The sequence below is a fragment of the Methylocapsa palsarum genome (assembly GCF_900114285.1).
Classification (GTDB): Bacteria; Pseudomonadota; Alphaproteobacteria; order Rhizobiales; family Beijerinckiaceae; genus Methylocapsa; species Methylocapsa palsarum.
Window position 1 is genome coordinate 1 of record NZ_FOSN01000005.1, and the last position, 12,552, is coordinate 12,552.

The 12,552-nt window shown below is 62.8% G+C and carries 9 protein-coding genes and 1 tRNA gene; 6 read left to right on the forward strand and 4 right to left on the reverse strand.

Features of this window, described 5'->3' with window-relative positions; all coding sequences use genetic code 11:
• Nucleotides 1-274: 274 nt before the first annotated feature.
• The 4 genes from BM177_RS06850 to BM177_RS06865 all read right to left on the reverse strand — a co-directional run bounded on the left by BM177_RS06850 (nucleotide 275) and on the right by BM177_RS06865 (nucleotide 4,398).
• Nucleotides 275-350, reverse strand: a tRNA-Lys gene (locus BM177_RS06850).
• 129 nt (nucleotides 351-479) lie between these two features.
• Nucleotides 480-2,063, reverse strand: coding sequence for a 2-isopropylmalate synthase (locus BM177_RS06855; RefSeq protein WP_091680369.1), 1,584 nt, complete (start codon nucleotides 2,061-2,063; stop codon nucleotides 480-482).
• A 293-nt stretch (nucleotides 2,064-2,356) separates the two neighbouring features.
• A complete protein-coding gene (locus BM177_RS06860; RefSeq protein ID WP_425284380.1) occupies nucleotides 2,357-3,352 on the reverse strand; it encodes a bifunctional riboflavin kinase/FAD synthetase in 996 nt (331 codons plus the stop codon).
• Nucleotides 3,353-3,513: 161 nt separating this feature from the next.
• On the reverse strand, nucleotides 3,514-4,398 hold the full coding sequence (locus tag BM177_RS06865; protein ID WP_091680818.1) for a TIGR01459 family HAD-type hydrolase: 885 nt from the start codon (nucleotides 4,396-4,398) through the stop codon (nucleotides 3,514-3,516).
• A 432-nt stretch (nucleotides 4,399-4,830) separates the two neighbouring features.
• On the opposite strand from BM177_RS06865, the gene BM177_RS06870 reads away from it, so the two are divergent.
• The 6 genes from BM177_RS06870 (at nucleotide 4,831) to BM177_RS06895 (ending at nucleotide 12,299) form a co-directional block, all read left to right on the forward strand.
• On the forward strand, nucleotides 4,831-5,625 hold the full coding sequence (locus tag BM177_RS06870; protein WP_139223542.1) for a hypothetical protein: 795 nt from the start codon (nucleotides 4,831-4,833) through the stop codon (nucleotides 5,623-5,625).
• Between the two features lie 159 nt (nucleotides 5,626-5,784).
• On the forward strand, nucleotides 5,785-7,497 hold the full coding sequence (locus BM177_RS06875) for an NADH-ubiquinone oxidoreductase-F iron-sulfur binding region domain-containing protein (protein WP_091680377.1): 1,713 nt from the start codon (nucleotides 5,785-5,787) through the stop codon (nucleotides 7,495-7,497).
• Nucleotides 7,494-10,262, forward strand: a complete 2,769-nt coding sequence (fdhF, locus tag BM177_RS06880) for a formate dehydrogenase subunit alpha (protein ID WP_091680379.1) — start codon at nucleotides 7,494-7,496, stop codon at nucleotides 10,260-10,262. Before BM177_RS06875 ends, fdhF begins: the two co-directional genes overlap by 4 nt.
• Before the next feature lie 60 nt (nucleotides 10,263-10,322).
• Complete coding sequence (locus BM177_RS06885; RefSeq protein WP_091680381.1) at nucleotides 10,323-11,231, forward strand: formate dehydrogenase accessory sulfurtransferase FdhD; 909 nt, start codon at nucleotides 10,323-10,325, stop codon at nucleotides 11,229-11,231.
• 8 nt (nucleotides 11,232-11,239) lie between these two features.
• Nucleotides 11,240-11,866: a molybdenum cofactor guanylyltransferase MobA gene (mobA, locus tag BM177_RS06890; RefSeq protein WP_091680383.1), complete on the forward strand. Its 627-nt coding sequence runs from the start codon at nucleotides 11,240-11,242 to the stop codon at nucleotides 11,864-11,866.
• Nucleotides 11,867-11,966: 100 nt separating this feature from the next.
• Nucleotides 11,967-12,299: a rhodanese-like domain-containing protein gene (locus BM177_RS06895; RefSeq protein ID WP_091680820.1), complete on the forward strand. Its 333-nt coding sequence runs from the start codon at nucleotides 11,967-11,969 to the stop codon at nucleotides 12,297-12,299.
• The last annotated feature ends 253 nt before the right edge of the window (nucleotides 12,300-12,552 follow it).

Here is a 12,552-nt window from a genome sequence, read left to right on the forward strand (position 1 = left end):
AGCTCCGCCGATCGCAGGTTGCTCAACCCGCGCCACACGGCGTAAACTCCGCCGAGACTCTAATTACCGCCGGATGAAAGTTCAGTGGCAGGTCAGCTGGCGCAAAGCCCGGCTGGCTTCGAACTTCATGCTCGTCGCTAAAAGTTCACTTACTGTGCCGAAGGCGAAACTCGAAGCGCTGCGGCGAGTCGCTCCATTTCCCTCTACAGGGTCCGCTCGGGGTCCGCTCTCAAATAGCTGGGGCACCGCACTTGGCCTAAGCCACTGATTTTGATGGTGGGCGCACACGGGCTCGAACCGTGGACCCGCTGATTAAGAGTCAGCTGCTCTACCAACTGAGCTATACGCCCATCAAAATCGCTTCCCCGCGGCCCCGGCCGAAAGTCGGCGACAAGGACGGATGGAAGCAAGCACTGCGGCTTAGCAAACGCGCCGGGGCCTGTCCAGCGCACTTGCGAAAATTTGCGGATCTCCCCGCATCAGCCGGTCAGAACGTCCGGACGGGATTTGCCGCGCTTCAGCATCAGTTTGTTCAGCGACGCGACATAGGCCCGCGCCGACGCGACCAATGTATCGGGATCGGCCCCCTTCGCCGTGACCGACTTTCCGTCCTCCGCCAGCCGAACCGACACCTCGGCCTGCGCGTCGGTTCCCTTGGTGACCGCGTGGACCTGATAGAGCTCCAGCGTCGCATGATGCGGAACGAGGGCGAGGATCGCGTTGAAAATCGCATCGACCGGCCCGTTGCCCGTCGCCTGATGGGTGACCTGCTCGCCGTCGATTTCGAGCGTCAGGGCGGCCGATTGCGGCCCTTTGGTCCCCGCGATCACCGTCAGCGCGACGACCTTGATGCGGTCATGCGCGTTGAGGATCTCGTCGTCGACGAGGGCCATCAGATCTTCGTCGTAAACGATCTTCTTGCGGTCGGCGAGATCCTTGAACCGGATGAAGGCGTCTTCCAGCGCATTGTCGCCGAGTTCGTAGCCGAGCTCCTTCAGTTTTTCCTTGAACGCGTGCCGGCCTGAATGCTTGCCCATCACCAGCGAGGTCTTGCTGACACCGACGCTTTCGGGCGTCATGATTTCGTAGGTCTGGGCGTTTTTCAGCATGCCGTCCTGGTGAATGCCGCTCTCATGCGCGAACGCGTTGCGCCCAACGACCGCCTTGTTGAACTGCACCGGAAACGAACTCACCGCCGACACGAGCTTCGACGCCCGCGTCAGCATCGAGGCGTCGACGTTGCTGTAATAGGGCAGGGAATCGCCGCGAACGCGCAGCCCCATCACGACTTCCTCGAGCGCGGCGTTGCCGGCCCGCTCGCCAAGGCCGTTGATGGTGCACTCGATTTGCCGCGCGCCGCCCTTGACGCCCGCCAGGGTGTTGGCGACGGCGAGTCCGAGGTCGTCGTGGCAATGGACGGAGAAGATCGCCTTGTCCGAATTGGGAACCCGCTCGCGGACGGCGCGGAACAGGGTTTCGTACTCTTCCGGCATCGCGTAGCCGACGGTGTCGGGCAGATTGATCGTGGTCGCGCCGGCCTTGATCGCCGCCTCGACGCAGCGGCATAAATAATCGATTGGAGTCCGCGTCGCGTCCATCGCCGACCATTCGACGTTGTCGACAAGGTTGCGCGCCTGCGCGACGGTGCGCGAGATGATTTCGAGCACCTGCTCCTCGCTCTTGTTCATCTGATGGCGCAGATGAATGGGCGAGGTGGACACGAAGGTGTGGATGCGCGGGCGGCGCGCCTTGCGCACAGCCTCGCCGCAGCGGGCGATGTCGCCTTCGATCGCGCGGGCGAGGCCCGCGATCACGGCGTTCTTGGCGCGCTCAGCGATGGCGGAGACGGCCTCGAAATCGCCCTCGGAGGCGATCGGGAAACCCGCCTCGATGATATCGACGCCCATCGCGTCGAGAAGGTCGGCGACGGCGATCTTCTCCTCGAAAGTCATCGATGCTCCCGGCGATTGCTCGCCGTCGCGCAACGTGGTGTCGAAAATGAAAACCTGTTCGCGGTTGGTTTTGGTCGTTTCGCTGGGCGAAACGGGCGCCGATTGGGTCATGGGTTTTGTCCGTTAAGTGTCAAATCAGGTGACGGTCAAATCGAGCTTGCATCCCCTGAGCGCCCGGGAATGTCGCCCGGCCGGCCCTCAGGGGCAGATAAGCAAAAGCGCAAGCGACGACCCAGAACCCGCCGCGGCCGCGCCCGTCTTAGCATTTGACTTGATGAGGATCATGCGTCCCATCCACCATTGACGGAGTCAAATTAGGTGAGATCCAGACGAAAAACAAGGAAATTCCCCTTTCCCGTCCACCCATCGCCGTCTGACCATGTGTGTGTTTCAGTGCGTGTGTTTCAGCCGTCGTCGGTCGACCGGGTTGCGGCAGGCGGGATCGCACCGAGAATGTCCTTCGCTTGGGCGACGTCGTCCTTCATCTGCACAATGAGCGCGGCGGCCGACCCGAATTTCAATTCCGGCCTGATCCAGCCGACGAACAGAACCTCGATCGTCTCGCCGTAGAGATCGCCGGAAAAATCGAACAGATAGGCTTCGAGCAGGGCGGGGCCATCGTCGAAGGTCGGGCGGCGCCCATAGCTTGCGGCGCCTTCATAGAGGCGCCCCTCCACCTCGACCCGGACGGCATAGACGCCGTGACGCAGGCGGCAGCTGGGATCAGGGACGAGGTTCGCGGTCGGAAATCCGAGCGTCCGGCCAAGCTTCTGGCCATGGATGACTTCGCCAAGGATGGAATAGGGACGCCCAAGCAGTCTGGCGGCGCCCTCGACGTCTCCCGCCTCGAGGGCGGCCCGCGTCGCGGTTGACGAGGCGGCCATGGGACCGTCGGAGTCCGCCAGGATCGGCGGCACGATGTCGACCGGAAATCCTCTCCGTCCGCCGATCTCCTTGAGCAGGTCCGGAGAACCGGAGCGATGCGCGCCGAAATGAAAGTCGTAACCGGCGACGATCGCCGCGACGCCGAGGCGGCGCACCAGAACGTCGCTGACGAAATCTTCCGCGCTCAGGCTGGCCAGAGCCGCGTCGAAGGGAACGACGATCATGCCGTCGACGCCGAGCCGTTCGAGCGACCTCGCCTTGGCGGCGAGCGGCGTCAGACGGAAAATCGTGTTTGGCCCGCGGAAAAAGTCTGTCGGATGCGGTTCGAAGGTCAGCACCGCGCACGGCCGCCCGAGCTTGTTCGCCAGCGCGCCGGCGCGCTCGATGACCGCGGCGTGGCCGCGATGAACGCCGTCAAAATTGCCGATGGCGATGACCGCGCCCTCGAGGCCCGAGGGCGGCGCGGCCGGATCGACGGCGAGGACAAAGCGCTTGGCGTGCGGCGGTGCGGTCAATGTGGCCAGGGTTGTCAGTCGGACGAAGCCGTTCAAGGCCGGGGTCGAAACCAGGCCATCTGAAGCGTTACAGATGCTCATAGCGACTCCGGGACCAAAACTCCATAATCCGGATTTCGGCGCGCAAAAATCGGGCGAATTTCAAAGAAGGCTTCCGGCTTTTACCAGACGAGTTCGGGAATCGCAGCGGTTGGTGCGAAGCCGGCTTCATCGACGAATTGTCGCAGGACGGCGCGGGCGAGCTCCGCGCCCTTTGCGGCTTGGAGCTGCTCCCGATGAAGGCCCGAGGCGACGAGGAGGCTGTCGAACTTCTGTGCGCGCGCGCCCTTGATGTCCGTGTGCATGGCGTCGCCGATCGCGAGGACCCGAGACCGGTCGGGCGCGACGCCGCTGTTGGTTTCGCTGATGAGCCGCATCGCCTTGTCGTAGATCGGAGCGTAGGGTTTGCCGGCCTCGATGACCTTGCCGCCCATGCCGGCGTAGCGTTCCGCGATGGCGCCGGCGCAATAAGAGAGTTCGCCGCCGATTTCGACGACAATGTCGGGATTGGCGCAAATAAAGTCGAGGCGCTTCGCCAGCATCCGGCCGAGGATCGGGTCATAATCGGAGGGCTTGCCTCCATAAGGATCGACGAGCCCGGTGCAGAGCACGAAGTCCGCATGCTCCAGGGAGGCGCGGCGCTGCGGTTTGCCCGAAACGGCGAGCAGCTCGTCGAACAGGGCCGTCTCCGCGGGCGGACCGAGATGAAACACGGCCTCCCCGGCGCGTTCGGCCAGCATCGACAAGGTGACGTCTCCCGACGACACAATCGCGTCATAGGCGTTGGCCGGCACGCCGAGCAATTCAAGCTGCGCGCGAACGATCCGGCTGGGGTTCGGCGAATTGGTGATGAGAGCGACCTTGCCGCCCTTGGTCCGGAAGCGCGCGAGCGCGTCGGCGGCCTTCTCGGAATATTGCGCCCCATCGTGAAGGACGCCCCAGACATCACATAAGATGACGTCATAGCCGTTTGCGAGGTCGGCCAAGCCGTGAACGATACGGGGCAAACGTGTCCTTGGGATTGGAAAAAAGTTTCGCCGCCACGAAATCAGTCGTGCTCTCGACGCACAATTTCGATAGGCGAACTCGGCTGACGAACTTGACTTGCGCCTAGGCGCTTGGAGCGCTTTCCGATCGCATGAAGTCATGCGATCGATCAGAAATCGCTCCAGAGTCAAAAGCTTGAGCATATTCTTGTCGATTGGATTCATTCAATCCAATCGGAATGTGCTCTAGGCCCGGGACGGCAGAGTGTCAAGCCGATCCATAAACAGTTTTGTAATGTATATTGACTAAAATAAATCGTCATACTTTTGTATAATTGAAGCGCTTGTCCGGCTTTCGCCAACGCCGGCGCTCGCAAGGCCGGGGCACGCCGCCGTCCGGGTCAAGGAGTCGCAGTTTTGCGGGCGCCGCGCCTTTTCGTCTTGCTTTTCCAGATGAGCCGAAGAGCCGCCCCCCGGATTGCTTGTCTCTTCGTCGCGGCTTGTCTGTGGCCGAGACAGACCATCGCCGGCGCGTGGCTGACGCCTCCGGGCGAAGGCCAGATCATCGCGTCGACCGCGTTCTCGTCATCGACGCGGGCCTTCAACAAGAGCGGGCGACTGATCCCTGTGCCGTCCTACCAGAAATTCGAGCTTGGCTCATATATCGAGTATGGCGTGACCGACTGGCTCAGCGTGGCCGCGTCGCCATCCTACGACCGGATCAGGGCGGCGCCTCCTGCCGTCAACTACGACGGAATCGGCGAAAGCGAGGCCGCCGCCAAAATCGGACTCTACCATTCCGACGCCGGCGCCGTTTCGGTTCAGGCCGCAATCCGGTCGCCGGGCGCCTCGATCAATGATTCCGCCCGGATCTTTCAGCCGAGCCGCGCCGCCTCGATCGAATTGCGCGCCCTCGCTGGCCAAAACATCGCCGTCGGAGCCATGCCAGGCTTCGCCGAGGCGCAGGCGGCGTACCGATTTTATGGGGATCATCAGCCGGGCGAATGGAGGCTCGATCTCACCGCCGGACTTCGTCCTTCGCCGGAGGTTATGGTTCTTCTGCAGAGTTTCTTTTCGTATTCCGGCGGGAACGAACAATCCGGAACTGCGATTGGCCCGGGGGGCGCTCCCCCCAAAAAAATTTTGGCCCAATTCATTCTGGGCGAAACTGCAGCCGAGCGTCGTTTACGACCTGACGCCGCAATGGTCGCTCCAGATAGGCGGCTTTTTTACCGCCGCCGGGATTAATGCCGGACGGGAGCTTGGCCCTTTCGGCGGGCTCTGGTATCGCTTCTGATCACGCCCGGTTCGCTTGAGGCTGGCGTCGGTCGTATTTATAGTTAAATTAGACACAAACTCACGTCTTCGCGGCCTTTTTCGCGAGCGATTTCAGGGAAAAACCGCTGTATGAACGGTGATCAGCACAATACCGTCCGCCGCTTCGATCATCCGGGAGAAGGTATTCGCCGCGCCAAGCCGGCGCCGAAAGGGCGCCAGCTCGATCCGAAAGCAATGGAGGAGATCGAGACGTTGCTGGGAGACAGATCACGTCAGCGCGATCTCCTGATCGAACATCTGCACCTCATTCAGGACGCATACCACCAGATTTCCGCGGCTCATCTCGCCGCGCTCGCCGACGCAATGAGACTTTCGTTCGCGGAGGTTTTCGAGACCGCCACCTTCTACGCCCATTTCGACGTCGTGAAGGATGGCGAACCATCGATCCCGCCGCTGACGATCCGGGTCTGTGATTCCCTCACATGCGCCCTGTTTGGGGCTGAAAAGCTGCTCCACGCGGTAAAGGCGGGGGCAGGGCCGCAGGTTCGGGTCGTTCGCGCCCCCTGCGTCGGCCGGTGCGACACAGCGCCGGTCGCGGAAGTCGGCCATTCGTTCGTGGATCATGCGACGCCGGCGGCCGTGCTGGAGGCCGCTGAAAGCGGCCATATCCATCCGGACGTTCCCAACTATGCCGACTATGCGGCCTATGTCGCAAAGGGCGGCTACAAACTCCTCGATCGGGTGCGCTCGGGCGCGCTGCCTGTGGAGACATTGCTGCAGGCGCTTGACGGCGCGAGCCTGCGCGGTCTGGGCGGGGCAGGCTTTCCCACCGCGCGGAAATGGCGCTCCGTCCTTGGCGAGCCGGGACCGAGGCTGATGGCGGTCAACGGCGACGAGGGCGAACCGGGCACCTTCAAGGACAGGTTCTATCTCGAGAGCGATCCGCATCGCTTCCTCGAGGGCATGCTGATCGGCGCTCATGTGGTCGAGGCGTCGGACGTCTATATTTACCTGCGCGACGAATATCCGGCGTCGCGGATCATCCTTGAGCGCGAGATCGCGAAATTGCCGCCCGGCGGGCCGGTGATCCATCTGCGCCGCGGGGCTGGCGCCTATATCTGCGGCGAGGAATCCTCCATGCTGGAGAGCCTTGAGGGCAAGCGCGGGCTTCCCCGGCACAAACCGCCCTTTCCTTTCCAGATCGGGCTGTTCAATCGGGCGACGCTGATCAACAATATCGAGACCTTGTTCTGGGTCCGCGACATCGTCGAAAAGGGCCCGGACTGGTGGACGAGCCATGGCCGCAACGATCGAAAGGGCTTGCGCAGCTATTCGGTCTCGGGCCGGGTCAAATCGCCGGGCGTCAAGCTCGCGCCGGCGGGCGTCACCATCCGCGAGCTGATCGATGAATTCTGCGGCGGCATGGCGGACGGCCACACGCTGCGCGCCTATCTTCCGGGCGGCGCTTCCGGCGGCATCCTTCCGGCCTCGATGGACGATATTCCACTCGATTTCGGAACTTTGGAAAAATACGGCTGTTTCATCGGATCGGCCGCCGTGATCGTCCTTTCGCAGGAAGACGACATCAAGGCCGCGGCGCTGAACCTGATGCGCTTCTTCGAGGACGAGAGCTGCGGGCAATGCACGCCTTGCCGCTCCGGCACCCAGAAGGCCGCCGAGCTCATGGAAAAAGCCGACTGGAGCCAGGATCTGTTGACCGAACTCAGTCAGGTCATGCGCGACGCGTCCATTTGCGGGCTGGGTCAGGCGGCGTCCAATCCATTGATGACGGTCATCAAATTCTTTCCCGAGGAATTCGCGACGAGGGGAGCCGCGCAATGAGCGACAAGATCACTTTTGAACTCGATGGCCGGCCGGTCGAGGCGGCTATGGGCGAGTCGATCTGGCAGGTCGCCAAGCGGCTCGGAACGGAACTTCCGCATCTGTGCTATTCGCCTTCGCCCGATTACCGCGCCGACGGCAATTGCCGCGTCTGCATGGTCGAGATCGAGGGCGAGCGGGTGTTGGCCGCCTCCTGCAAGCGCGTTCCGTCGTCCGGCATGAAGGTCAAGACGGCGAGCGAACGCGCGACGACGGCGCGAAAAATGGTGATGGAGCTTCTCGTCGCCGACCAGCCGCCCCGCGAAACATCGCACGATCCGCAGTCCAAATTCTGGAACTGGGCCGAAAGAATCGACGTCACGGAAAGCCGGTTCCCCGCAGCGGCGCGCTGGATTGGCGACGCCAGCCATCCGGCGATGCGCGTCAACCTCGACGCCTGCATCCAGTGCGGGCTTTGCCTACGCGGCTGCCGCGAGATTCAGGTCAACGACGTGATCGGCATGGCCTACCGAAACCATGACGCCAAGATCGTCTTCGACTTCGACGATCCGATGGGCGAGTCGACCTGCGTCGCCTGCGGCGAATGCGTCCAGGCCTGTCCGACAGGAGCGTTGATGCCGGCGGCGCTGCTCGACGAGCACCAGACCCGGGCGGTCTATCCCGACCGGACGGTCGAGTCGCTCTGCCCGTTCTGCGGCGTCGGCTGTCAGGTCAGTTATCAGGTCAAGGACGAGAAGATCGTCTACGCGGAGGGGATCAACGGTCCCGCCAACCACAACCGGCTGTGCGTCAAAGGCCGGTTCGGATTTGACTACATCCACCATCCGCACCGCCTGACCAAACCGCTGATCAGGCTTCCGAACGTCAAAAAAGACGCCAACGATCAGGTCGACCCCGCCAATCCCTTCACCCATTTTCGTGAAGCCACCTGGGAAGAGGCGCTAGACGCCGCCGCAAATGGCCTCGCCCGAATCCGCGACGGGAAGGGCGTGCGCGCGCTCGCCGGATTTGGCTCCGCCAAGGGCTCGAACGAAGAAGCCTATCTGTTCCAGAAACTGGTCCGGATGGGTTTCGGCTCGAACAATGTCGATCATTGCACGCGGCTTTGCCACGCCTCGTCCGTCGCCGCGCTGATGGAAGGCCTCAACTCCGGCGCCGTCTCGGCTCCGTTCTCTGCGGCCCTTGACGCCGAAGTCATCATCGTGATCGGCGCCAATCCGACGGTCAACCATCCGGTCGCCGCCACCTTCATCAAGAACGCGACGAAGAACGGCGCGAAGCTGATCATCATCGATCCGCGGACGCAAAGCTTGTCGCGGCACGCCTACAGGCATCTCGCGTTCAAGCCCGGCTCCGACGTCGCGCTGCTCAACGCGATGATCAACACCATCGTCACCGAGGGGCTGACGGACGAACAATATATCGCGGGCTACACCGAGGGCTTTGAGGAGCTGAAGGCGAAGATCGCCGATTTCACTCCCGAAAAGATGGCGCCCGTCTGCGGCGTTCCCGCCGAGACCCTGCGTGAGGTCGCGCGGCTCTACGCGAAGGCGAAGTCTTCGATCATCTTCTGGGGCATGGGCATCAGCCAGCATGTCCACGGCACGGACAATTCCCGCTGCCTGATCGCGCTCGCGCTGATCACCGGCCAGATCGGCCGCCCGGGCACGGGCCTCCATCCCCTGCGCGGCCAGAACAACGTCCAGGGCGCGTCTGACGCAGGCCTCATTCCGATGTTCCTGCCGGACTATCAGCCGGTCGGAAGCGTCGATCTGCGCGAGCCGTTCGAGGAGGCCTGGGGCGGCCCAATCGACCCCGAGCGCGGCCTGACCGTCGTCGAAATCATGGACGCTGTTCACGCCGGGCAGATCACCGGCCTTTATATTGAAGGCGAGAACCCCGCGATGTCCGATCCGGACCTCCAGCATGCGCGCGGCGCGCTTGCGATGCTCGAGCATCTCGTCGTTCAGGATCTCTTCGTCACGGAGACCGCGTTCCACGCCGACGTGATCCTTCCCGCCTCGGCCTTCGCCGAAAAACTTGGCACCTTCACCAACACCGACCGCCGGGTGCAGATCGGCCGGCCGGTGGTCGCGCCCCCCGGCGATGCGCGCCAGGACCTCTGGATCATTCAGGAGATGGGCAAGCGGCTCGGGCTTGACTGGAATTATCCGGGGCCGGCCGAAGTGTTCAACGAGATGGCCCGCCTCATGCCGTCGATGGACAACATCACGTGGGAGCGGGTGGAACGCGAGGGCGCCGTCACCTATCCCGTCGACGATTCCGTTTCGCCCGGCAACGAGATCATTTTCACCACCGGCTATCCGACGGAATCCGGGCGCGGGCGGATCGTTCCGGCCAGCGTCACGGCGCCTGACGAAGTTCCGGACGACGAATATCCGATGGTCCTCTCGACCGGGCGTCTGCTGGAGCATTGGCACACCGGCTCGATGACGCGCCGCGCCAACGTGCTCGACAGTCTTGAACCGGAAGCGGTCGCGCTGCTCTCGCCGAAGGATCTGCGCCGTCTGAACCTCTGGCCCGGCGACTTCGTCCGGCTTGAAACCCGCCGCGGCGCGATCGAAATCAAGATCCGGTCCGATCGCGACGTGCCCGAAAACATGGTCTTCATGCCGTTCTGCTACGCCGAGGCGGCTGCGAACCTGCTCACCAATCCCGCGCTGGACCCTTTCGGAAAAATCCCCGAATTCAAATTCTGCGCGGTCAGGGTGTCGCGGGCTGAGGCGCGGGCGGCGGCCGAATAGCGTCGCTGTTTCGTTTCAGCGGAGACATGATCAGGGCGAGTTAGGCCAGGTGGACGGATCATGGCCAGGATAATGGACGCCGCCTCGCAGGATCTGCTGGCGAGCTATCTACTGCGCCCCGATCCCGCCGATCCGCGCCTCAGCCGGGAGGTCGAGGGCGTCGACCAGAGCGGGGCGCCGGCGACGACCCGCGTCGTCACGGAAAAAGCGCTGACGCTTTATCTGAACGCGCAGGAGATCGTGACGATGATGACCATCGGCGATCATCCGGAATATCTTGGCGTCGGCTATCTCTTGAACCAGATGATGCTGCGCTCAGACGACGAACTGACCGGAACCGATTTCGACGAGGAACTCGATGTCGTCGTGGTGCGCACCAGGCGGCGCACGGATTACGAAGACAAGCTGAAGAAACGCACCCTGACTTCTGGATGCGCGCAAGGGACGACGTTCGGCGACCTGATGGAGGCGATCGAGGACGTGGCGCTGCCGAGGGCGGAGCTGCGCACGTCGTGGCTCTACCGGTTGACTCATTTGATCAACCTGACGCCCTCGCTTTATCTCGAAGCCGGCGCCATCCACGGCTGCGTGTTGTGCTCGGGCGACAGGCCGCTCGTCTACATGGAGGACGTCGGGCGCCACAACGCCGTCGACAAGATCGCCGGCTGGATGTTCGTCAACAAGGTCGATCCGGCCGACAAGATTTTCTACACCACCGGACGGCTGACCTCCGAGATGGTGATCAAGACCGTGCGGATGGGCATTCCGGTGCTGGTCTCGCGCTCCGGCTTCACGGCCTCCGGCGTCGATCTCGCGCGCCGAACAGGCCTGACCCTCATCGGCCGCGCGCGGGGCAAGCGCTTCGTCGCGCTTTCCGGCCAGGAACGCATCATCTTCGATCAGGATCTCTCTTATGTCGCGGACGAGGCGGCGGGTTCTCGCCGCAAGAGCGCGGGCGCCGATGACTGAGCGCGGATATGACTGACTTGCCGTTCGGAATAGTGCTCGCGGGCGGCCTTGCGAGCCGCATGGGCGGCGGCGACAAGGGGCTGCGCACAATCGGCGGAGGGACGATCCTTGGCCGCGTCATCGAGTGCCTCCGCCCGCAATGCGCCGGGCTTGTGCTCAACGCCAACGGCGATCCCGCGCGACTGGCGGAATTCGGTCTGCCTGTCGTCGCCGATGACCTTCCGGGGTTCAAGGGTCCGCTCGCCGGACTCCTCGCTGGACTCGACTGGATGGCGGCGCGGCGGCCGGACGTCGCCGTCGTTCTCAGCGCGCCGTCCGATACGCCGTTTCTGCCCGGGGATCTCGTCGGCAGGCTCGCCGCCGCGCGGCGGGAGCAGGGCGCCGACATCGCCTGCGCCAGTTCGTGTGGCGGGCTCCATCCCGTCGTCGCGCTCTGGCCGGTGAACATCCGGGCGGACCTGCGGCATGCGCTGGTCGATGAAGACGAGCGCAAGATCGACCGTTTTACGAGGCGATACAAGGTCGCGGCGGTGGACTGGCGGTGCGAGCCCCTCGATCCCTTCTTCAACGCCAACGAACCAGCTGATCTGCAAGCCGCGGAGGCCTTTTTACAGCGAAAAAAAGGTGATTTTTAATACGACATAAATTTGGTGGTTTTATTTCACAAACCACCTGAAACAGAGTATGAATTCACGTTCAAGTTCGGCGCGGTCCGCCGGCAAAGGAGGCTCGCGCATGGCCGAGACAATCGTCAAAGTTGAAAACGTCAATATCGAGGACTTGAAAGCGGGGCTTGCCGAAGGCTCCATCCTGCTCGTCGATGTACGCGAACCGCACGAATATAGCGCGGGCCGCATCCCCGGATCGACGCTCAATGCGTTGCAAAGTTTCGATCCGAGGGCGCTGCCGAAGGAGCCGGGCAAGCGGGTCGTCTTGTCCTGCCGCTCGGGCAAACGCTCCCTCGACGCCCTCGCGCTCGCCAGGATGGCGGGACGCGACGATGTCCGCGCGCATTATCCAGGCGGCTTTCTCGAATGGACGAACCGGGGAGAGAAAGTGGAGAAATAGGGATGGCCTGTCTTTCAGCGACGCTGCGTTATGTTCGGCCCTTCTGCGGCCATCGCGCGTTGTCGCCGTCCGCGACGGAAATAGGGTTCTGATATTGCAGGTAGAGTCAGCGCGTCGAAACAACCTATCGTGAACTTCTTGTAGTAAAGACCGCTCGAGCGCTTTCCGATCGCATGAAGTCATGCGATCGATCAGAAATCGCTCCAGAATCAAAGATTTGAGCATATTCTTGTCGATTGGATTGATTCAATCC

Excerpts from the sequence above, each read along its gene's own strand:
- BM177_RS06855 (WP_091680369.1), bottom strand. The coding sequence starts at position 2,063 with ATGACCCAATCGGCGCCCGTTTCGCCCAGCGAAACGACCAAAACCAAC.
- BM177_RS06870 (WP_139223542.1), top strand. The coding sequence starts at position 4,831 with ATGAGCCGAAGAGCCGCCCCCCGGATTGCTTGTCTCTTCGTCGCGGCT.
- BM177_RS06875 (WP_091680377.1), top strand. The coding sequence starts at position 5,785 with ATGAACGGTGATCAGCACAATACCGTCCGCCGCTTCGATCATCCGGGA.
- fdhF (WP_091680379.1), top strand. The coding sequence starts at position 7,494 with ATGAGCGACAAGATCACTTTTGAACTCGATGGCCGGCCGGTCGAGGCG.
- BM177_RS06885 (WP_091680381.1), top strand. The coding sequence starts at position 10,323 with ATGGCCAGGATAATGGACGCCGCCTCGCAGGATCTGCTGGCGAGCTAT.
- mobA (WP_091680383.1), top strand. The coding sequence starts at position 11,240 with ATGACTGACTTGCCGTTCGGAATAGTGCTCGCGGGCGGCCTTGCGAGC.
- BM177_RS06895 (WP_091680820.1), top strand. The coding sequence starts at position 11,967 with ATGGCCGAGACAATCGTCAAAGTTGAAAACGTCAATATCGAGGACTTG.